The sequence below is a fragment of the Tardiphaga sp. 839_C3_N1_4 genome, assembly GCF_051811045.1.
Lineage (GTDB): Bacteria > Pseudomonadota > Alphaproteobacteria > Rhizobiales > Xanthobacteraceae > Tardiphaga.
Genome location: NZ_JBPWQD010000001.1, coordinates 2,233,591 through 2,254,232 on the forward strand (window position 1 = coordinate 2,233,591; position 20,642 = coordinate 2,254,232).

Below are 20,642 nucleotides of genomic sequence, written 5' to 3' on the forward strand. Positions count from 1 at the left end.
GAGCCTCATTTCCACCGCGGACAAAATTGTCCAAGTGCTGGTCTTAGGCGGCCAGCTTGTCGGGCGAGATTTCAAGAATACGATCGACGTCGAGCACAACCATCAACTGGCCATCGAGACGATGGACACCATCGGCCATCTTGGCCATCCGGGGATCCAGATTGACCGGATTCACTTCACGGCTCTCATCGGCGAGCTTCAGGACTTCGCCGATCGAGTCGATCAGCAAGCCGTAAGATTCACCGCGGAGATCAACGCCCACCGCCATCGGCGGCTTGCCGTCTTCGTTCTTCGGCAGGCCGAGACGCGAGCGCATGTCGATCGCGGTCACAATTCGACCGCGCAGATTAAGCACACCGGCGACATCGCTGGAGGACAGCGGCACGCGGGTCAGGCGCTCCGGCATGAACACGTCCTGGACGCGCGAGATCGGCATGCCGAACAGCTGTCCACCGATCATGGTGGTCACGTATTCGGTGATTGCACCGTCGGCGATCGGAGCCTTGGTCGTCGTGGTGGCAGTAGTGGTGGTGGTCATTGCGATTTCCCTCACGCAGCCTGACGAACTTCAGTGGTCTGTTCTTTGAGCGCCGCGATCAGGCCGGGGCGATCGAACTTGGCGACGTAGTCATGGAAGCCTGCGAGGCGACCGCGCTCGATGGCAGCCGGAGAGATCATCGCCGAGAGAGCGATGATCGGTGTGTGGCTGAGTTTCTGATCGGCACGGATGGTCTCGGCGAATTCGAAGCCGTTCATGTCCGGCATTTCGATGTCGGTAAGGATCACGTCGACCTCCTGCCCCGAGCGCAGGAATGACAAGCCTTCCTGGGCGTTGGTGGCGACGCGTACCTTGTAGCCGGCAGCCTTGAGCACGGGCGAAAGCATGTTGCGGAAGAACGCGGAGTCGTCGACCAGCAGCACCGATTGGGCGGTTGCCGAGACGCGCATTTCCTTGCGGCTGAACCAATCGGCGAAAGCCATCGGCAGGAAGTGACCGACGTCGATCACTTCGGTCGCGAGACCCTTGATCACAGCGGAGCCGAGGATACCTTCGCGACCGCTGGCCACTTCGATATGCAGGCGCTCTTCGACGATATCGACGATTTCGTCGACGACGAGACCCATCGAGCGACCGTCGTCCGCGAAAACGAGGATCGGCTGGGTGCCCGACGTACGGACGGTCACGCCTTCCATCTGCACCAGCGGCATCAGCTGATCGCGGTACTGGACCATGTAGCGGCCGTTCGACAATTCGACCTTGTCGACGCCCACTTCTTCCAGACGCGTGACGAGACCGAGCGGCACGGCCTTCGGTTGTGCCGAGCCGGCGCGGAACACGAGCAACGATGTCAGCTGTTCTGCATTCATCGCGCGCATCGCGGCATTCTCGTCGGCGATCTCGTGGGCGTTCGACGCCAGAGCACCAAGCTCCTGCGCGATACCGTTCGGATCGACGATCATGATCACCGCGCCATCGCCAAGGATGGTGTTGCCGGAGAACATTCCGATGTGACGCAGCTTGGTGGACATCGGCTTGACGACGATTTCTTCGGTGTGGAAGACGCCATCGACAACGATGCCGAAGGTCTGGTTGCCCACCTGGGTCACAACGATGAAGCCGTTCTCCGGATCGGCCGATGAGCCGTCATCGATCTGCAGCAGCTTTTTCAGATGCATCAGCGGCAGCAGCTTGTTGCGCAGACGGAGCACCGGGGTGTCCTTGATGCGCTCGATGCGATGTTCGGAATTGGCGCGCGCACGCACCAGTTCGACGACCGCGAGCTGCGGGATCGCGAAGCGATCACCACCGGCTTCGACGATCAGCGCGGACACGATGGCCAGCGTGAGCGGGATCTTGATGGTGACGCTGGAGCCCTCGCCGGCCACTGACTTGATGTCGATGGTGCCGCCGATCTGATCGATATTGGTGCGCACCACGTCCATGCCGACGCCGCGACCGGAGACGCTGGTGACGGCGGCCGCAGTCGAGAAGCCCGGTGCGAAGATGAACTTATGAATCTGCGCTTCCGACATCTTCTCGATATCGGCTTCGGTGGCCAGACCATTCTGGATGGCCTTCGCCTTGATCCGCTCGGTGTTGAGGCCACGGCCGTTGTCGGCGATGCAGATCAGAATGTGGCCGCCTTCATGATAGGCGGACAGACGGATCGTGCCCTGCTCCGGCTTGCCGTCGGCAGCGCGCTCAGCCGGCGTTTCGAGACCATGATCCGCGGAGTTGCGCACCATGTGGGTGAGCGGATCCTTGATCAGGTCCAGCACCTGGCGATCGAGTTCGGTATCGGCGCCGTGCATCTCGAGTTCGATCTGCTTGCCGAGTTCGCCGGCCAGATCGCGCACGATACGCGGCAGCTTCTGCCAGGCATTGCCGATCGGCTGCATACGGGTCTTCATGACGCCGTCCTGCAGTTCGGCCGTCACGGTGGACAGGCGCTGCAGCGGCACCTTGAATTCGGTGTCTTCATGACGACGGCTGATTTCCAGCAGCTGGTTGCGGGTCAGCACCAGCTCGGAGACCATGGTCATCAGATGTTCGAGCGTGTCGACGTTCACGCGGATCGACTGGTTAGCAACCTTGTCGGCTTCCGGCTGGTCGACTTCGACAGCGGTCTTTTTGGCAGCGGGCTTCGGCGCGGCGGCCTTGGGAGCTGCAGGCTTCTCGGCAACCGGAGCCGGCGGGGCAACGGGCGCTGCTGGCGCAGGCGCGGCAGCTGCCGGCGGTGCGACTTCGATGGCGGTTTCCTGGAAGGCGCGCTCAAGCTCTTCGAGCGAGACTTCACCGGGGCGCAGCTCACGCTCGAGGGTCGGAACGATCAGCGGGGCCGACTCGGCCACGACAGGCGCTTCCGGTGCGATCGGAGGTGCGGACTCAGTCATCGATTCCATGCCTTTTTCGACCATGTGATGCAGTTCGCCGATTAGATCTTCGTCGACGCCTTCAGGCTCCACTTCCGTGGCTTCGAGCTGACTGAGAATTTCCTTGATGCGATCGATCGTGGTCAGGATCAGCGTAACCGCTTCTCCGGTGACCGGCATTCCATCGCGGAATTTGCCCATGAGTGTCTCGGCGGCGTGGGCCAGGGCTTCGAGACGGGGCAGTCCGAGAAATCCGCACGTGCCCTTGATGGTGTGAACCAGGCGAAAAATATTATCGAGAATTTTCGCGTTATTCGGATCCTGCTCGAAGCGGACCAGCTGATTGTCAACCGTATCCAGGCTCTCGTTGGTTTCCGTCAAAAACTCGCGGAGAAGATCATCCATGAAAATAGGCCTTCACACTCCAGGCTCGCGACTTTCGCTACGCCTTTCGAAGTCTGGCTACTTTCCCCGCAAAGCGTTTAATATTAGTTGAGCATTCCCAAAAACAATGAATGCGACATTTAGCTATATGCTCGCACGCGTACGAGCCCGCCAAACGGCGGACTCGTAAAGAGTTCATTAAGAGTTGAATGAGTTTGCGATCAGATCGCGGTGACGACGATGGCGTCGCCTTCGGGCACCAAGGTCACCTTGAGGCCGCAAGCCTGCGCCAGCAGCCGCGTGTAGTAAGGCTGCACGGCATGGGCATCGATGCTGCCAACTTGTTCCGAGGCCAGCATATCGACGATGGCCTGCGGCAGGCGTGCGTTGAGGCCTGCAGCGGTGATCTTGAAACCCTGCGGCTCACCTTCGCCGATGCCATCGATCTTGAGTACGCCGCCGCGCGGGATCGTCTGCTGTGCGATGACCAGCATGTTGAGCAGCAGCTTGACCTTGTTCTTCGGCAGCAGAAGCCGCGGCAGATTCCATTCGATCTTGGTCTTGGCGTCTTCAAGATGACCGCGCGACATGGTCTGCGCGTCGCCGAGATCGATCTGCGCGCCGGCCGAACCGGCGGCGCCGAAGGCGAGCCGGCAGAACTGCAGGCGGGCCGATGCGGTCTTGGCGCTCTTGCGGATCAGATCGAGCGCGAATTCCTTGTCTTCCGGCTTGGGATTGTCGTCGAGCACTTCGAGCCCGTTGACGATGGCGCCCACGGGGCTGATCAGGTCGTGGCAGACCCGCGAACAGAGCAATGCCGCGAGTTCGAGGGCATCGGGGGCCGGACCTGGCGTTGGAGTGTCGGACATGAAATGCGCTCCTGGGGCCACACAGAATGAACGGCGAATCAAGCATTTGCTTTACGGTTAGATACACCGCAGATGGTGGCGCGACCACAACAAGGCTGGCACAGTCCACCGGTGCAACGCCCACGCGTAGAAATGAACGGGGATGACATGCAGGGGATGAAGGCTAGTCGATGACGGATGATTCGCGACCTCGCATGGATGCCGCGCGGGCTGCCACCCTGATGGAGCCGCTGACCGAGCTCGCCGCACAGGCCGGCGCCGCCATCCTCAAGGTCAACCGCAATGTCATGACGGTCGACGGCAAGGCCGACGGCTCGCCCGTGACCGAAGCCGATCTCGCAGCCGACCATGTGATCGGCGAAGGACTGGCGCGGCTGTTTCCGGGAATCCCGTCGCTGTCCGAAGAGCGCCTCCACCTCGCCACGCCCCCCTATGCCGGCACCCTGTTCCTGATCGACCCGCTCGACGGCACCAAGGAATTCGTCGCCGGCCGTCAGGAGTTCACCGTCAATATTGCATTGATCGTCGATGGCGCACCATTGCTCGGCATCGTCGGTGCCCCCGCCCTCGGGCTGATCTGGCGCGGGCTGGTCGGCCGCGGTGCCGAACGTGTCGAACTCGCACCAGACCTGTCCATCCGCAAGGTCACACCGATCCAGACCCGCGCTGCGCCTGCTCCGGGCGCAGCATGGACCGCTGCGGTCAGCCGTTCCCATGGCGACCAGCGAACCGAGGCTTTCATCGCCAGCCGCCCCGGTGCTGTCAGACAGGAGTTCGGCTCAGCGCTGAAATTCTGCCGCGTGGCGGAGGGCCAGGCCGACGTCTATCCGCGGCTGGCGCCGACTTGTGAGTGGGATGTGGCCGCCGGCCATGCCGTGGTGGTGGCTGCGGGTGGCAAGGTGACGGACACCTTTGGCAAGGCGGTTCGCTTCGGCGGCAACCGGGAAGACTTCATTGTGCCGGAATTCATCGCCTGGGGTGACCCCACCGCGAGCACGCGCGGCTGAACCCGCATTATTTCGCCAGGATATCCTGCACGCCCGGCCAGCGCTTGCGCGCGCCGGGCAGATATTTGGCCGGTGCCGCAGCAAAGGCGTCGCGGGTTTCCTCCCGGCCGAACAGATAAAGGCGTTCGCCCGTAATGAGCCACAAACGCGGATTGCCGGCGAAGGCGACCCCGCGGGCGACATCGACCGGATCATAGCCACCGAATTGCGGACCGTAGATGTCCGGATGCGCGGCGAAGGAGGCGCGGTTGCCCTCATTGCGGAAGCGCCAGACGGTGCCCTCTTCCGACATTTCGAAATCCGGCTGCCCCAGCGTCGGGCGGCCTTCGGTGAAATAGGCCACCGGATCGAAACCGCTGATTGCGAGACCCGTATACCGGTCAGTGACCACGCGTTCACTGGTCGCAGCCTGCGCGCCCGCCGGGACGAGAGCGGCCGCCAGCAGCAGAATCAAGGCAATTCCACGGCTCCAGCCTGACAATTCCCGCCGTTGTGCCGTCATAGTTGATACCGATAGTATAGGGAGTCGGGGACAATGACTGCAGAGTTAAACCGTGCTTCTCAGCATCCGGTTAAAGCCGCGGTCGCAAATTTGAAATACCAGGGGTTCTTTTCATGACCTTCGCATCACGCCTGGCAGCGGTCGCGCTCGCCACGTTCACGCTCGCCTTCTCGCCGGCTTCTGCGCAGCAACCACCGCGCGGCCAGGCCGCACCGGACACCTATCGGTCCGAAGAACTCATGACGGCCGGCCATCGCTTCTTTGGCAATGTCTCGCGCGGCCTTGCTTCGGTGATCGAAAAGGCCGTCAGCCAGTGGGGCCTGCCGAACGGTTATATTCTGGGCGAGGAAGGCAGCGGCGCAATCGTGGCAGGCCTGCGTTATGGCGAAGGCACGCTCTATACTAAGAATGCCGGCGACCTGCGCGTCTACTGGCAGGGTCCCTCGGTCGGCTTCGACTGGGGCGGCGACGGCGCCCGCACCATGACGCTGGTCTATAACCTGCCCGCCACCCAGGCGATCTATCAGCGCTTCGCCGGTATCGACGGTTCCGCCTACATCATCGGCGGCTTCGGCATGACGGCACTGACTGCCAACAACGTCGTGTTGGTGCCAATCCGTTCGGGTCTCGGCCTGCGGCTCGGCGCCAATATCGGGTATCTCAAATATACCCCCAGCGCGACCTGGAACCCATTCTAGGCCCTCGATCGCGCAGTCCTGCGATCAAGCGCTTCTGAACGGCTGAATAAAGGTTAACGAGGCGTTACGCTGTCTTTGCCGGCGGTGCCATGGCATGGTAACCGCTGCATTTTGAGAGCGTGGGAGCATTCGTCATGGTTGAACCGATCATGTATCTGGCGATCGGTTTTCTGATCTCGATGCTCTGCGGCCTCATGATCATGCCGCTGGTGCATAACCGCGCCGTGCGCCTCACCACCCGCCGGCTCGAAGCCGCGACACCGCTGTCGATGGCGGAAATCCAGGCCGACAAGGACCAGCTGCGCGCGGAATTCGCGATGGCGGCGCGCCGGCTGGAAATGAGCGTCGACCAGCTCAAGAACAAGACCACCAGCCAGCTCGCCGAACTCGGCAAGAAGTCCGACGCCATCAACCGCATGAAGCTTGAGCTCGGCGAAAAGAACGCCACGATCTTCGCGCTGGAAGCCCGTGAAGCCGCCGTGAAGGAAAAGCTCGGCCTCACCGAGGCCGACTTCACCAGCAAGACGGAAGCGTTGCGCGCCGCCGAACAGGCCTTGAGAGACAAGCAGAGCGAACTCGCCAAGCTGAACCACGACCTCTCGGACCGCTCCATGGTGGCCGACACCCGCCAGGTCGAACTCATTGCTGTGCGCGCGCAGGTCGAGGAATTGAAGGGCCGCGTCGGCGATGCCGAAAAGGAATTCGCCAATACGCAGCACCGGCTGGAACTGCAGCGCGGCGAATCCGACACCGCGACGCGCGAACTCACCGAGGCGCGCGCGCGCGTCGAGAATCTCAGCCAGCGCGTGACTGATCTCGATCAGCAGCTCACCATTCAGGTGCGCGAAGCCGAACAGCTCGGCGCCCGTGTCACCGATCTCGAGAGCCAGCTCTCGACCCAGAGCAAAATCCTGGCCGAGCGCGATTTCGAAAACAGCCAGCTCCGCCAGGCCTATGAAGCCGCCGAACAGATCGCGCGCGACCTGCGCGTCGAGCTCGCCGCCATGAACGGCGCCAAGGGATCCCCTGTCCTCGAGAAGCTGCGCGCCGAGAAGGCCGCCGTGGAGACCGAGCTCGCCGCCGCCCGCGAGGAGCGCGCCAAGCTGCAGCGCGACCTCAACGGCGTCCATCAGCAGGCCGAGAGCGCATGGGCCACCGAGCGCATGGAAAACGCCCTGCTGCGCGAGCGCATCAACGACATCGCCGCCGAAGTGGCCAAGATGGCGATGACGCTGGAAGGGCCGAATTCCCCCATCGAGGCGATCCTGGCCGCCGAACCGGCCCCGACAGCCCAGCCGCGCCCGGCCAATGATGCAGGTTTCCCCCCCAACAGCACCCTCGCCGACCGGATCCGGGCGCTGCAGTCCCACGCCTCCCGCGCCACGCAGCCGGGCTAAATCGCGGGCCGGGAACCCGGATCGGCCGCCCGGCCGGACGGGGAGCCCCATTGTGCGGACTTATTGTTAGAACTTGCGGCAGGGTTTGCTTGACACCCCCGCCCCCTATTCCCTAAATCGCGCCACTGACGTCAGTCCCCGCCGGGCCATTACCGCCCGGCCTTTTGGTCTGTACGGCATCCCGGGCGCATAGCTCAGCGGGAGAGCGTTCCCTTCACACGGGAGAGGTCCAAGGTTCGATCCCTTGTGCGCCCACCATTTAAGCCAATGATATTAAACGAATAATCCGACGCCGACTGGCATACCAACGGTCGCGTATCAGCACTAATTGGCAGAACGAAGCATGATTTGGCGTGCAAATCCGTGCAAATCCGTGCAGTGCGTTCTTGGGTCGTTCCCAGCTTCAGTGGCCCGCAAAACCTTCCGCGCCTCACCTGTTTAGGTGACGGCCAAGCAGTCGCCCCCATGACATGGTCGGTTTTTTGATCGGGGTTCGGGTGGCTTATTTTTCGGTATTGGTCTGGGGCGTGCCGTGCGAAGTCGTCACCGATCAGAAGTCGAAAAGCGTCTGGATTGCCAGCGGCACCTACGTCAAAGCGTCCCACACCCTCAAAGCTCGAACTGAAAGTGCTGCCGTGACGCGCTGGACCGAATGGGCAAGCTCCTACAGGGACGAAGGTCACTATTAGCAGTCACGACAGATGCCATCAAAGGCACTCGGTCAGTCCGGCCTATCGACCGGCCGTGCTGTCTTCTTACCCAGTCGTAGGAAGTTCACACCAAGCTGGTCGCCGTTCACCCAAGCCAATTCGCAACGACGAAACGCGAGGCCCGTGGTGGAAAGAAGCATGAAGAACTCTTTTAGGTTCAACCCGCTAATTGGCGATTTGGTTATGAGTTGAGCGCCGATCTCGGAAACATCTTTCAAGATGCACTCCCGTCGCCACGTGCCATCAATCGCCATGATGTGGACGTCGAAGCCGCGCGCAAAAGTAACGCGATGCGCTTTGCGATTTTCTACTTCCACCATGGCTAGCACCAGTCCTCGAATAAAATCGAGAGTTGACCCAGCGCGGTCCGAGGTTCGGTCCAAGTCGGCAAAACGCCGGACGTCGCCATTCGCGGCTCGGTCTAATATCAAAATAAATTCTCATAATCCTGCGGCACGCAGAACGAGCCGCAGCGTCATGTAAATACCACCGCCTCGTTAAAGAACATTGAACTCAGTCCACCCGACGCCAGCACGGGCTTTTTTCTGCTGGCCACACTGCCGGAATTTTCCGGCCAACCAAAAGTCAAACATGAACGACCAAAAATCTGAATGCACCGACGACCTCATTACGCGGTTAAAGGCCTCGGGCCGCTTTCGCCGTGACAAGCACGCCGCCTTCCCTCTCGACTCGAGAAATCTACCTGCCGCAGAGATGCTGGAGAAATTGGCGAGTGAAATGACACTCAGCGATGAAGACTGGGCGCTGCTAGAGCCGCATCATCTGTCAGACGCTTGGCCACGAGCGATCAATCTCGCGGCTCGTCAGGTCAATTTCAGCCGTTAGGTTCGACGGCACGCCTCACACCATCGATCAATAGCTTCAACAGAGCATCTTGTGGAATGGTGACGGCGTTATAGGTCGCGTTCCTCACTGTGCGGAACGTGCCTGTATCTTCGTAGAAATAAATGAGGCCGCAACCCTTGGGGACGTCTTCCTTTTCAATGAGCCCTCTCGGGGTGCAAAAGATTACAGCTCCTGCATACTGTAAGTATTTCTGCCACTTCCCGCTGGTCACATCCGAACGAAAGTCAGCGGCCGAAATCTTGCACTCGTAGGCCGTAGGCAGCGGTCGGCTGTAGCTTTTCAAGATTGTGTAGACGTCAGGACGCGGCGAACCAGATGGCCCAAGCTGCATATCCTCCCAAATCATCCGGTCAGAATTGACGCTCAGATGTTTGGCGAGAGCGGTCATAAGACCGTCGTGGGTTATCGATGGAGGTGTGATTGCATCCATGCACCTTCTTTCTGTTGTTTGGCCTATGCACCGAAGAGATAGGCCGGACGGCAGGTTTCTTATGCTTACCGTCCTGGGCCGATGAGGTGCATGTCACCGGCCTTACCAGGATGCTGAGTCCAGACGTTGTATACGTCAATTAGAAAGTTTCGCCGCCCGCCGCGATGCGGTTAGTTCGACTGCAATTTTATCGAGACCATTCAAAAATACGAACGCGAGGAACATCAGAGGGAGGCCGATGTAATCGTCATATGCGACGCCCAGCCGATGGCCTTGGATGAAGAAGTAAATCTCTTTGAGCGCGAGAAACGCCATCGCACTCACGCCTATCACCGCACCCATTCTATAGGCGAAAACGAGCTGTTGAACGCATAGGTTTTCAGCGAGGGCCATTGCGGACAATTGCTCGGGTCTCCGCAACAGGGCATAGAAATAATGAACTGTACAAAGGGCGGCATATACCGAAGTTGCGACTTGGATGGTCATTTTCCGTGAGAGACTTTGGAACGATTGATGGCCGTGATTAATGCGAAGGCGCCTGCCCCGTAGACGGCCGCGTTCGCTACCCACGCTACAGCGACACCCCAAAGAGATTCCTCTCCCAGGATTTTCCAGAAAACGACCGCTGCGGCCAAGCCTGGGGCTCCCGGGCCAAACCATCCGAGACTACTTGGTGTCACCAGAAGTATAGCCGAGATAATCATCCCGACCGCCGATGCGATGATAAGGGCTTTTCTGTTTGTCATGCCCTTTAGTCATTTCCAGCCTCAAATGGTTCATAAGGCCCCGCCACGCACCCTAAAATCACGTGCGGTATACTCGATTTTGAATCATGCTTGTCCCTACTCCTCACATCAGGGACATCATCATGCTTGAGCGCATCAGCTTTCAGCTTGCGAATAACCGTGGGCGATACACCCACTTCGTCCACGACGACGGCACCGTTGCCAGCCTCTACCCGCTCGAAACTATCTGTGAAGCTCGCGTCGGCCTCATATGCGAGAAGGAGTTTCCCAGCGAGGCGCAGTACGACGCGGCGGAAGAACTTGCCAGCTTCGCGGTTGGCATTGACACAGAACGAGTCGGCCTCTGCCGCGTTGCTGTGACGAAGAGATCACACGCCATCCGATGACTTGACGGATTCCCGCGACGCAGATTCTATCGCCTTCAACGATTGGGGGCGAACATGCGCGATGACCGGCTTTTGCTGGATTACTTCAGCAACACGAATACCAATCCGATTGCGCATCAGGAGAAGTGGTGGGTGACGGGAGCCGTCATTCTTATTGTCGGGCAGCTTGCCTTTTGCGCCGCCGCCATCTGGTTTCCGTAAACCCCTCCGTTTCGGCTGGAGCCCGGCCCCATCTTGCAGTCAGACCGCGCGCGCCTATTTAGGAATCTCTGACGGTCGAGCCTTCCAGGGCTCCCGGCGCGAAAGGCCTTGCTGTCCCCCTCAGCGAGGCCTTTTGCCTGTCCGTCAACGTTCAGACTTTACTAACCATGATTTTAGTCCCCGCGGTTGCAGCGGAACGGAACCATTTGCCTCAAATTGTATTGGCGATTGGGGGACACCAATGACCGATATTAAAAATCTGCGCGATAAGGCCGATAGAGCCGAGCGCCTCGCTCGTACAGTTGGAGACAGCCTGACCATCGACAGGCTGATGAGCCTGTCTGCCGAATATCGGCAAAGGGCAGATCATCTTTCAATCACGCCTGCGACGGCGCTCGCCATCGAGCCGGTTCTCGGCAAAGCCAACTGATTTACTGGACGCCCGTCCGCCTTCGGCGAACCTCCCCACGGCCACCCGCCCAAAGGCGTCAGCAGGCCGCTTGGAGACACTTTGGCATCGTCGAGAGTTGGGAGATTGGATGGGCACCCGTCGCCCAGCCATAAGGCCATTTCGTCGCAGGGCTGAACCTTTCCCGCCACAGGACGTCTACCTAGCGTGGGTGGTCCCCCAAGCGCCCACATCCCCAAGACAGTAGAGAGCCCCGTTTCCCCGGCGGGGCTTTCGTCTTTTCAACTGGCGCGCACCCTGCGCATTCTGGTGCCCCTCAGTGGCCTTTGCCGCCTACTGCGCGCCAGCTATGGCCTTGTATTCTCTCATTGTTCTTCGGAGCTAGTACCTTCGCACGGGAGAGGTCCAAGGTTCGATCTCTTGTGCGCCCACCATTATTCCAGAAAATTCAAATACTTAGCGGCCTTATTCCCTCGAAGTGTGCCCCGGAAAAGCTGGGGCACAGCAGGGGCACACTCGTTTCGGCGCTTGATCATCGTGGATTGGCCGGCGCAGCTCTCTAGCCACCAAGTTAGACTTTCGTGAAATCGGGCTTTCGCTTCTCTGCAAAGGCAGAGAAGGCCTCGCGAGCTTCCGCGCTCTGAAGCCGCTCTTTGAAAAGAGCGCTCTCTTCAGCGATCCTTTCAACCATTTCCTGCTGCTCCCGCATCAAAAGCTTTGTATGGCGAAGTGCGCCTGTCGGACGCTGCGTCAAAGTCAGGGCGGCGGTCGCCGCCCTCGCACGAACATCGCCGATAGGGACAACGGCATTGGCAAGTCCGCATTGAAGTGCGGTTACCGCATCCATCGGCTCTCCCAACGCGAACATGGCATACGCCCTCACGTGCCCGATCCGCGAAGGGAGCAACCAACTCGACGCGGCTTCGGGCACCAGCGCCAGGTTGACGAAAGGCGTGATCAGGCGCGCATTCTCCGCCAGGTAGACCAGATCGCAATGCAGGAGCATCGTGGTTCCGACACCAACGGCGTTTCCCTGGACGGCCGCGACGAGCGGCTTGGTCGCCTTTGCTAAATCGCCGATAAAGCGAAACGCGGGACTGTCAGTGGTTTCGTTTGCCGTGGACTGGGCGGCAAAGTCCGCCAAGTCGTTGCCGGAGGTGAAGCTGTCGCCGTCGCCCTGAAACAGAACGACCTTGACGGCAGGATCCCTTTCGGCGCGTTCGAGGCCTTCCGACATCGCGTCGTACATCGCTCCGGTCAGCGCGTTCTTCTTCTCGGGACGCGAGATCGTGAGCGTCATCACGCCATCGACGACATCCGTCTTCAAATGATCCGTCATGCCATCGTCCTCAGCTTGCGGCGCGCAGGGGTTCGCAGGCAGAGGCGTTAAGAAAACCGGTCAAGCGCTGGCGGATGATGCTTTCGGCGTCCGCCATGATGCGATCGATCAGTTCCTTGACGGTCGGGATGTCGTTGATGAGGCCCGCAACCATGCCGCAGCTCCAGGCACCGGCGTCCATGTCACCGTCGACCATGACTTTCGGATATACGCCTGCCACTTCGTTAATGATGTCGCCGATGACCAATGAGTCGCCCTTAGCGCGTTCGGTTGCGATCAACCGCTCGACGCCGGCGTTGTTGAGAACGCGCTCGGTGTTCCTCAACGAGCGCATCACTAGACGCGTATCGAGTTCCGACGCCTTCACAATCGCATCCTTGACGTTCTGATGGACGGGCGCCTCTTTGGTTGCCACGAACCGGGTGCCCATGTTCATGCCCGCAGCGCCCATCGCGAGCGCCGCAACCAGACTACGCGCGTCGGCCATCCCTCCCGATGCAACGAACGGGATCTTCAGTTCTTCGGCAGCGCGCGGCAGCAGAATCATGTTTGGCATGTCGTCTTCGCCGGGATGGCCGCCGCATTCGAAGCCGTCGACGCTGACGGCGTCGCAACCGATCTTCTCTGCCTTTAACGAATGGCGGACGGATGTGCATTTGTGGATGACTTTGATGTCCGCCTCCTTCAGGGCCGACATGTACTGCTCAGGACTTCGGCCCGCGGTTTCGACGGCCTTGATGCCACCTTCCTTGATCGCGGCGATGTATTCCGGATATGGCGGGGCGTCGAACGTCGGCAGAAACGTGAGGTTCACGCCGAACGGTTTGTCGGTCATGTCGTGACAGCGCGCGATTTCCTTCGCGAGGTTCTCGGGCGTCCGCTGGGTCAATCCAGTGATGATGCCGAGGCCACCGGCGTTCGAGACGGCCGCGGCGAGTTCGGCAAAGCCCACATAGTGCATGCCGCCTTGAATGATGGGATGTTCGATCCCGAACAGGTCTGTGATCGCGGTTCTCATGATCGTCTCCGACTCTCGCTGTTTAGGTTTCTTATTATCAGTGAACGATTTCGAGCAAACCCGCGGCGCCCATCCCGCCACCGACGCACATCGTGACCACCGCGTACTTCGCCTTGCGACGACGCCCCTCGATCAACGCATGACCCGTCAGTCGCGCGCCGGTCATGCCATAGGGGTGACCGACCGCGATGGAACCGCCGTTGACGTTGAGCTTCTCGGGATCAATGCCGAGCTTGTCGCGGCAGTAGATAACCTGGACCGCAAATGCCTCGTTCAATTCCCAAAGGTCAATGTCGTCGATCGTGAGACCATGACGTTTGAGGAGACGCGGAACGGCGAAGATCGGCCCGATGCCCATCTCGTCGGGCTCGCAACCCACCGAGACGAATCCACGGAAGATTCCGAGCGGCTTTAGGCCCTTTTGGGCGGCGAGCTTGTCGCTCATGACCACGGTGGCGCTGGCACCGTCCGATAGCTGGCTCGCGTTGCCGCCGGTGATCGTGTAACCGGGGCCCTTCGCGGGCTTGACCTTGGCCAACCCCTCGGCGGTCGTGTCGGGACGCGGGCCCTCGTCCGCCGAGAGCGTGATCTCGTTGTAGGAGATGGCGCCGGTCTCCTTGTTAGTCACGACCATCGTCGTCTTGATCGGCGCCAGTTCGTCATTGAAGCGGCCGGCCTGCTGCGCGGCCGCGGTGCGGCGCTGACTTTCGAGACTGTATTCGTCCTGCGCGTCCCGAGAGATGTTGTAGCGTTTTGCGACGTTTTCGGCCGTATCTAGCATGGCGATGTAAGCGTCGCCTTTGATCGCCAGAAGCTCCGGATCGACCGCGTGCCACTGGTTCATGTGCTCGTTCTGGACCAGGCTGATGGATTCACCGCCTCCGCCGACCGCGACCTCCACGCCATCGAAGATCACCGACCGAGCGGCAAGCGCGATCGCCTGAAGCCCCGACGCGCACTGTCTGTCGATGGTGGTGCCGGCGACCGTGACGGGAAGACCGGCGCGAAGCAGAGCCTTACGCGCGATGTTCGACCCCGTCGTACCCTGCTGCATGGCGCATCCCATCACGACGTCCTCGACTTCTCCACCGACGATGTTCGCACGTGCGAGCGCAGCCGAAATGGCGTGTCCCATCATGGTCGCACCTTCGGTATTGTTGAGCGCGCCCTTATAGGCCTTTCCGATCGGGGTGCGGGCGGTCGATACGATTACGGCTTCGGTCATTTATTATTTCCTTGGCTGGATGGGACGGGCGTGACCGCGCGTCATGCGGCGCGGGCGAATCGCATCAGATGGAAAGCGGGGTCGCCGAACTGGATGTCGATGGCGCCGATGCGCTTGAAATAATGACCGACCTTGAGCTCGTCGCTCATGCCCATGCCACCGTGCAGTTGGATCGCCTGTTCGCCGATGAAGCGCGCAGCATATCCGACCTTTGTCTTCGCACCGGAGGCGAGCTTCGTGACATGGGCGTCGTTGGACGCCAGCGTCAGGGTCAGATGCTGCATCAACGAGACGGCTTCCTGCAGCGCGATAAACATGTCGACCATTCTGTGCTGCAGCACCTGAAACGATCCGAGGGTCACGCCGAATTGCTTGCGGGTCTTGCTGTAGTCTAGCGTCGCCGCATTCAGCTCGGTCATTGCGCCTATAGCCTCGGCACACAGTCCGCCGATGCCGCGGTCGCGGCAGCTCTCGAGCGCGACGACTCCCTGGCCTTCGCGTCCGAGCAGGTTGACCGCCGGGATGCGAACATCCTTCAGCGTGACCTCGGCGGCGCGCCTGCCGTCGACCGTCCGGTAGCTTTGCATGTGTAGACCGGCCGCCCGGCTGTCGACGATGAACAGGGACACGCCGTCACGATCGCCATCTCGGCCGGACGTTCTCGCGGAGACGATCAGACGGTCGGCCCACGGAGCACCGATCACGGCGGCTTTCGTTCCCGACAGGACGTAGTCATCACCACTTCGGTCCGCAGACACCGATACCTTGTTGAGGTTGTACCGAGATCCCGGTTCGGCCCAGGCCAACGCCCACGTCGCCTCGCCCGCTGCGATCTCGGCGAGCAATTCCCCGCGTTGGTCGTCGGTCCCCAATGCCTCGATTAGCCCTCCTGCCAGCACGACCGTCTCGAAATATGGCTCGACGACGAGGCTGCGGCCGAACTCCTGCATAACGATCATGGTCGTCAGCGGGCCGTTCCCGAGGCCGCCATATTCCTCCGCGAACGGTGCCGCCAGAAGACCGAGGTCGGCGAACTTTGCCCACACCGCGCGACTCCAACCATCTTCGCCCGCGACGATCTTCGCTCGGTCATCGAAGCCGTATTCATCCTTCAGGAAACGTTGCACGCTGTTGCGGAGCAATTCCTGGTCTTCGGTCAGTTCGATGTCCATGGGCGCCTCTCCTGGTGCGGGTCAAAGACCGAGCACGGCTTTCGCGATGATGTTGCGTTGAATCTCGTTGGATCCGCCGTAGATGCTGAGCTTGCGCGAGTTGAGGTATTTTTCCGCCGACGTATGCCCATAGTCAGGCCCGGGCATGAAACGGTTACCGCTGACGGAATGCTCCCGAAGAGCGACGCCGTAGTTGCCCATCGCGCGGTGCGTGAGGTCGGTAATGCGCTGGAATATCTCGGTGCCTCTGATCTTGAAGAGCGATGCGGCCGGGCCGGGATCGATACCGCGCGACATCTGCGCGACGACCCTCAATTCCGTCGCTTCGAGGGCCAGCACATCCAATTCGACACGGGCGATCTCACGGATGAACTCCGCGAAACTCGGATCGTCCTCGGGAATTTCAGCCCTAACGATGTCCTTGAGTCGCCGCAGGTACCGGGTCGAACGACCGATACCCGCCATACTGGTGCGTTCGTTGCCGAGGAGGAATTTTGCGTAGGTCCAGCCCTTGTTCTCCTCGCCGATCAGATTCTCGATCGGCACCCGCACGTCCTCAAGGAAGACGTCGTTGACCTCGTGCGAGCCGTCGATGGTGATGATCGGGCGCACGGTGACGCCGGGCGTCTTCATGTCGATCAACAGGAAGGAGATGCCCGCCTGGGGCTTTGCGGACGGATCGGTGCGGACGAGACAGAAGATCCAGTCCGCGTGCTGCGCGAGAGTAGTCCATGTCTTGTGCCCGTTGACGACGTAGTGATCGCCGTCGCGAACCGCCTTGGTCCTGACGGAAGCTAGATCCGACCCCGAACCCGGCTCCGAGTAACCTTGGCACCACCAGTCCTCGCCCGACAATATGCGCGGCAGGAACCTCGCCTTCTGCGCCTCCGTCCCGAAGGTGTAGATGACCGGGCCGACCATGGTCACGCTGAAGGCGAGCGGCGGAAGCGTTCCCGCACGCGAGGTCTCCTGCTCCCAGATGAAGCGCTGGGTCAGCGACCAACCGGGGCCGCCATATTTCTTCGGCCAGAGCGGCGCGATCCAGCCCTTCTGATGGAGGATCCTGTGCCAAAGGAGCGATTGCTCTTTTGCGAGATCCGTCTCGGGATTCGCGACACGCATTTCCTTCGGGTAGTTTTCCGAGATGAAGGACCGAGCCTCGTTACGGAATGCCGCATCTTCGGCCGAAAGGTTGAGCTCCATGGCGAGCTACCATTTCTCGCCGAATGGACGAATCTCATGCTCGAAGGTCCATGCGTCGCGCGGTTGCTGGTAGAGGGACCAATATGCCTCGGCGACCGCAGCCGGCCGCATGAGCCGGTTCGGATCGAGGTTTTCCATTGCCTGCGGCCCTTCGCGGCTGGTGATCAGCTGCCGCACCCATTCCGTGTCCACGCTGGAGTCGATGATCAGGTGCGCGACATGAATGTTCTTGGGCCCGAGTTCCCGGGCCATCGATTGCGCGACGGCTCGGAGACCGAACTTGGCGCTCGCGAAGGCTGCGAAACCGTTGCCGCCGCGCAGGCTTGCCGTCGCTCCGGTGAAGAAGATGTTCCCCTTGCCGCGTGCCAGCATTGCCCGCGCTGCCTCGCGCCCAGCGAGGAATCCCGAATAGCACGCCATTTCCCAGACCTTGCGGAACACCCGCTCCGTGGTCTCGACGATCGGAAAATTGACGTTGGCGCCGATATTGAAGACGCACACCTCCAAAGGAGCATGAGCGTCGGCATCGGAGATGAATTTCACCATCTCGTCTTCCTTGCGCGCATCGAGAGCCCGTCCGAACACGGTCCCACCGGCAGCCTCAATCTCCTTGATCAGCGGCTCCAGCTTCTCACCCTGGCGCCGGCCTACGAATACCGTGAAGCCTTCGGCAGCGAATTTCTTGGCGATCTCGCCGCCGATGAAGTCACCTGCGCCGACGACAGCCACCGTTGCATTGCGTTTTTTCACCTGAATCTCCTGGATACGAGTATGTCGCGACGAATGCCGCCTCAATCTGCTTGGCTGCGCAGCGATTCCGCCAGCTTGTGCTTGAGAATCTTGCCCGTGGATGTGGCCGGCAGCGCCGGCAGAACGATGATTTCCGATGGGCGCTTGTAGGATGTGAGCTGAGGCCCGACATGCGCCATCAAGTCGGAGGCCGTTGTCCCGGTCCCCTGAAGAAGCTGCACGAAGGCAACGACCTCTTCGTTACCATCCACCTGACGGCCCACCACCGCGCACTGCACGACCGAGGCATGCGTACTCAACACCGCTTCGATCTCGGCGGGGTAGACGTTGAAGCCCGAGCGAATGATCATTTCCTTGGTGCGGCCGACAATGAAGAGACAATCCCCCTCGAAGCGGGCCAGATCGCCGGTGTTGAACCAGCCATCCGGATCGATCGCCTTCGCGGTCAGATCCGGCGCCCGATAATAGCCGCGCATCACATTCCGCCCGCGGACATGGAGCTCGCCGACCTCGCCGGCAGTCTTGTGCGATCCGTCGAGACCCACAATCCTGGCCTCGACACCAGGCAGCAGCGGGCCAACCGCCTGATCGTCGCGCGGCGCATCAATACGCACGCCGGATAATCCGGGTGAGCACTCGGTGATGCCATAGCCGTTCAACAGTGAGAGCCCGAGTTCGCGCTCGACGCGCGACTTCAGGTCCAGGTCGAGCGGCGCACCTGCGACCGCAATAAGACGCAAGGAGCCTCGATCGAGCTTGGTCAAACCGGTAACCGATTTGTATTCCAGCAATCGCTGATAGGTCGCCGGCACGCCATTCAGGATCGTGATGCCTTCGTCCGAGATCGCCTTTGCCAGTGCGGCCGGATCATACTTGCTTGCCAACCGGACGGGCGCACCCGTCATCAAGGTCATCACCAGCAACGAAATGCCGACGATGTGCGAGATCGGGAGAACGATGTACTGCTTGTCGTCTGGCGTCATGCGACGGATGTCGGCCGTGGTCTTGGCGCTGAACAGCAGATTCTCGTGCGTCAGCATCACGCCTTTGGGCGTGCCGGTCGTACCCGACGTATAAATGAGAACGGCCACCTGATCTTTCGGGCTGTCCTCCACTCGCTCGGGTGACGTGCCCTCGTTGAGAGCGGTAACGGCCACCTCCGATAGCGAGCCGATCCGATGCGTTTGGGCTTCATACCGCGCGGCATGGCTCGCAGCTTCCTTGGACACGCCGACCGTCAGAAGCACACGGCGTGCGCCGCTGTGATCCCTGATCTGATCCAGCTCACGAGCGGACAGCCGTGGATTGACGACGATCGCCCAGACATCGAGGCGACTTGCCGCGAGCAGCAGACCTGCGAGCGGAATGCTGTTTTCGCTGACGATCATCAGGCGGTCGCCGGGCCTGATGCCGAGCTTGGTGAGGTCAAAGGCAATATCCGCGACGGCCTTATGCAACTGACCATAGGTCATGCTGTCCCCGTCGTCGATCAACGCTATTCGATCGGGTGTTTCGACAGCATGGCAATCAATGACCTGGTCGATGCGGCGCGGCAACGCGGAAAGTATGCGCGCTGCCTCATCGGTTTCCACCGTCTTCAACATCTTCGTCCTCCCGGAAATGAGCTGCTTCATCGCAGCTTCTAGATCGTATGGTCGGGTAACCTAGGCCGTCCTCGTTTTCAGGACAGAAGCCTGCTCCACGATCGCCTCTTCCACATCCCTGAGACTGTCCTTGCCAAAGAACATCTCGTTGCCGACGAAGAAGGTCGGCGACCCGAACGATCCGCGGGCTACCGCGTCATTCGTGTCCTTGATCAGTTTCTGCTTGACGTCGTCCTGCTGCGCACGCGCGATCAGCCTGTCGATGTCGATGCCCGACTCCTTGAAAGCCGCCACGAATACCGCCGGATCGTCCATCTTCTTCGGCTCTTCCCACATGTGACGATAGGCAGCCCTGAAATACGGATCGAACAGACCTTCGAACTTTGCCGCAACGGCGCCGCGCATGAGCATGAGCGTGTTGACCGGGAAGAACGGATTGTTCTTGAACTTCGTAATGCCGTGCCGCCGGATGAAGCGCTCGGATTCGAGCCTCTGATATTCAGGTTTGTTCTTGATCCCGCGCAACGACTCGGCTGGCGACATGTTGCCGGTGGCTTTGTAGATCCCGCCCAACAACACCGGGATATATTCGAATTTGACGCCGGTGCGCTGCTCGATTCCCGAAAGGGCAGCTTCCGCGAGATATGCGTTCGGGCTGCCGAAATCGAAATGGAATTCCGGCTGTGGTCGATCGGTCAACGGCGCCTCCTCTTTGATCTTGGCGGGCGGGATCAAACTTCCACCGCGACGTGGACGCTAAAGTTCTATTTTAGAACTGTCAACGCAAAAACGGGCTTTGGAAACTGGAATCCCGAGATGCGTATTGTTTTGAGGTACGTACCAAAATAGAA

The 20,642-nt window shown here is 60.5% G+C and carries 22 protein-coding genes and 1 tRNA gene; 8 read left to right on the top strand and 15 right to left on the bottom strand.

Features of this window, described 5'->3' with window-relative positions:
• Nucleotides 1–43: 43 nt before the first annotated feature.
• The 3 genes from AB8A38_RS10800 to chpT form a co-directional block, all read right to left on the bottom strand.
• Nucleotides 44–538: a chemotaxis protein CheW gene (locus tag AB8A38_RS10800; RefSeq protein WP_315841175.1), complete on the bottom strand. Its 495-nt coding sequence runs from the start codon at nt 536–538 to the stop codon at nt 44–46.
• 11 nt (nt 539–549) lie between these two features.
• Nucleotides 550–3,279 (bottom strand): hybrid sensor histidine kinase/response regulator, encoded by a 2,730-nt coding sequence (locus AB8A38_RS10805; protein ID WP_439085969.1) that lies wholly within the window; start codon nt 3,277–3,279, stop codon nt 550–552.
• A 200-nt stretch (nt 3,280–3,479) separates the two neighbouring features.
• Nucleotides 3,480–4,127, bottom strand: coding sequence for a histidine phosphotransferase ChpT (chpT, locus tag AB8A38_RS10810; protein ID WP_068737134.1), 648 nt, complete (start codon nt 4,125–4,127; stop codon nt 3,480–3,482).
• A 170-nt stretch (nt 4,128–4,297) separates the two neighbouring features.
• Between chpT and cysQ the strand changes: the two genes are divergently transcribed.
• Entirely contained in the window at nt 4,298–5,134 is an 837-nt protein-coding gene (gene cysQ, locus AB8A38_RS10815) for a 3'(2'),5'-bisphosphate nucleotidase CysQ (RefSeq protein WP_439085970.1), read from the top strand.
• Between the two features lie 7 nt (nt 5,135–5,141).
• Here the strand turns inward: cysQ and AB8A38_RS10820 are convergent, their stop codons facing one another.
• Nucleotides 5,142–5,636, bottom strand: a complete 495-nt coding sequence (locus AB8A38_RS10820; RefSeq protein ID WP_176454721.1) for a YHS domain-containing (seleno)protein — start codon at nt 5,634–5,636, stop codon at nt 5,142–5,144.
• Between the two features lie 113 nt (nt 5,637–5,749).
• On the opposite strand from AB8A38_RS10820, the gene AB8A38_RS10825 reads away from it, so the two are divergent.
• The 3 genes from AB8A38_RS10825 to AB8A38_RS10835 all read left to right on the top strand — a co-directional run bounded on the left by AB8A38_RS10825 (nt 5,750) and on the right by AB8A38_RS10835 (nt 7,989).
• The gene (locus tag AB8A38_RS10825; RefSeq protein WP_089267524.1) at nt 5,750–6,334 is read left to right on the top strand and encodes a DUF1134 domain-containing protein; all 585 of its coding nucleotides are present in this window, start codon (nt 5,750–5,752) and stop codon (nt 6,332–6,334) included.
• Between the two features lie 134 nt (nt 6,335–6,468).
• Nucleotides 6,469–7,731, top strand: a complete 1,263-nt coding sequence (locus AB8A38_RS10830; protein WP_439085971.1) for a hypothetical protein — start codon at nt 6,469–6,471, stop codon at nt 7,729–7,731.
• A gap of 183 nt (nt 7,732–7,914) precedes the next feature.
• Nucleotides 7,915–7,989 (top strand) — tRNA-Val (locus AB8A38_RS10835).
• Nucleotides 7,990–8,452: 463 nt separating this feature from the next.
• On the opposite strand, the gene AB8A38_RS10840 is transcribed toward AB8A38_RS10835, so the two are convergent.
• Nucleotides 8,453–8,758 (bottom strand): PilZ domain-containing protein, encoded by a 306-nt coding sequence (locus tag AB8A38_RS10840; RefSeq protein WP_439088499.1) that lies wholly within the window; start codon nt 8,756–8,758, stop codon nt 8,453–8,455.
• Between the two features lie 274 nt (nt 8,759–9,032).
• Here AB8A38_RS10840 and AB8A38_RS10845 point away from each other — a divergent pair, with 274 nt between their 5' ends.
• Nucleotides 9,033–9,287: a hypothetical protein gene (locus AB8A38_RS10845; RefSeq protein WP_439085972.1), complete on the top strand. Its 255-nt coding sequence runs from the start codon at nt 9,033–9,035 to the stop codon at nt 9,285–9,287.
• Here AB8A38_RS10845 and AB8A38_RS10850 read toward each other — a convergent pair.
• Together AB8A38_RS10850 and AB8A38_RS10855 are read right to left on the bottom strand one after the other, a co-directional pair.
• On the bottom strand, nt 9,277–9,696 hold the full coding sequence (locus AB8A38_RS10850; protein ID WP_439085973.1) for a hypothetical protein: 420 nt from the start codon (nt 9,694–9,696) through the stop codon (nt 9,277–9,279). The two genes, AB8A38_RS10845 and AB8A38_RS10850, sit on opposite strands and share 11 nt — an antisense overlap.
• Before the next feature lie 177 nt (nt 9,697–9,873).
• Nucleotides 9,874–10,224 (bottom strand): hypothetical protein, encoded by a 351-nt coding sequence (locus AB8A38_RS10855; RefSeq protein ID WP_439085974.1) that lies wholly within the window; start codon nt 10,222–10,224, stop codon nt 9,874–9,876.
• Between the two features lie 382 nt (nt 10,225–10,606).
• Between AB8A38_RS10855 and AB8A38_RS10860 the strand changes: the two genes are divergently transcribed.
• From AB8A38_RS10860 to AB8A38_RS10870, 3 genes are all read left to right on the top strand, one after another.
• The gene (locus tag AB8A38_RS10860; RefSeq protein WP_439085975.1) at nt 10,607–10,870 is read left to right on the top strand and encodes a hypothetical protein; all 264 of its coding nucleotides are present in this window, start codon (nt 10,607–10,609) and stop codon (nt 10,868–10,870) included.
• A gap of 54 nt (nt 10,871–10,924) precedes the next feature.
• Nucleotides 10,925–11,071, top strand: a complete 147-nt coding sequence (locus tag AB8A38_RS10865; RefSeq protein WP_439085976.1) for a hypothetical protein — start codon at nt 10,925–10,927, stop codon at nt 11,069–11,071.
• A gap of 241 nt (nt 11,072–11,312) precedes the next feature.
• A complete protein-coding gene (locus AB8A38_RS10870; protein WP_439085977.1) occupies nt 11,313–11,501 on the top strand; it encodes a hypothetical protein in 189 nt (62 codons plus the stop codon).
• 550 nt (nt 11,502–12,051) lie between these two features.
• Here the strand turns inward: AB8A38_RS10870 and AB8A38_RS10875 are convergent.
• From AB8A38_RS10875 to AB8A38_RS10910, 8 genes are read right to left on the bottom strand one after another with little or no spacing between them, the layout of a single operon-like run.
• Nucleotides 12,052–12,819 (bottom strand): enoyl-CoA hydratase, encoded by a 768-nt coding sequence (locus AB8A38_RS10875; RefSeq protein WP_439085978.1) that lies wholly within the window; start codon nt 12,817–12,819, stop codon nt 12,052–12,054.
• 10 nt (nt 12,820–12,829) lie between these two features.
• On the bottom strand, nt 12,830–13,837 hold the full coding sequence (locus tag AB8A38_RS10880) for an NAD(P)H-dependent flavin oxidoreductase (protein ID WP_116660941.1): 1,008 nt from the start codon (nt 13,835–13,837) through the stop codon (nt 12,830–12,832).
• A gap of 37 nt (nt 13,838–13,874) precedes the next feature.
• Nucleotides 13,875–15,062, bottom strand: coding sequence for an acetyl-CoA C-acyltransferase (locus AB8A38_RS10885; protein ID WP_116660942.1), 1,188 nt, complete (start codon nt 15,060–15,062; stop codon nt 13,875–13,877).
• 41 nt (nt 15,063–15,103) lie between these two features.
• Nucleotides 15,104–16,234 (bottom strand): acyl-CoA dehydrogenase family protein, encoded by a 1,131-nt coding sequence (locus tag AB8A38_RS10890; protein WP_116660943.1) that lies wholly within the window; start codon nt 16,232–16,234, stop codon nt 15,104–15,106.
• A 21-nt stretch (nt 16,235–16,255) separates the two neighbouring features.
• Complete coding sequence (locus AB8A38_RS10895; RefSeq protein WP_439085979.1) at nt 16,256–17,437, bottom strand: acyl-CoA dehydrogenase family protein; 1,182 nt, start codon at nt 17,435–17,437, stop codon at nt 16,256–16,258.
• A gap of 6 nt (nt 17,438–17,443) precedes the next feature.
• Nucleotides 17,444–18,187, bottom strand: coding sequence for an SDR family NAD(P)-dependent oxidoreductase (locus tag AB8A38_RS10900; RefSeq protein WP_116660945.1), 744 nt, complete (start codon nt 18,185–18,187; stop codon nt 17,444–17,446).
• Between the two features lie 41 nt (nt 18,188–18,228).
• Entirely contained in the window at nt 18,229–19,791 is a 1,563-nt protein-coding gene (locus tag AB8A38_RS10905) for a class I adenylate-forming enzyme family protein (protein WP_439085980.1), read from the bottom strand.
• 60 nt (nt 19,792–19,851) lie between these two features.
• Nucleotides 19,852–20,490: a 2-hydroxychromene-2-carboxylate isomerase gene (locus AB8A38_RS10910; RefSeq protein ID WP_089267591.1), complete on the bottom strand. Its 639-nt coding sequence runs from the start codon at nt 20,488–20,490 to the stop codon at nt 19,852–19,854.
• Nucleotides 20,491–20,642: the final 152 nt, after the last annotated feature.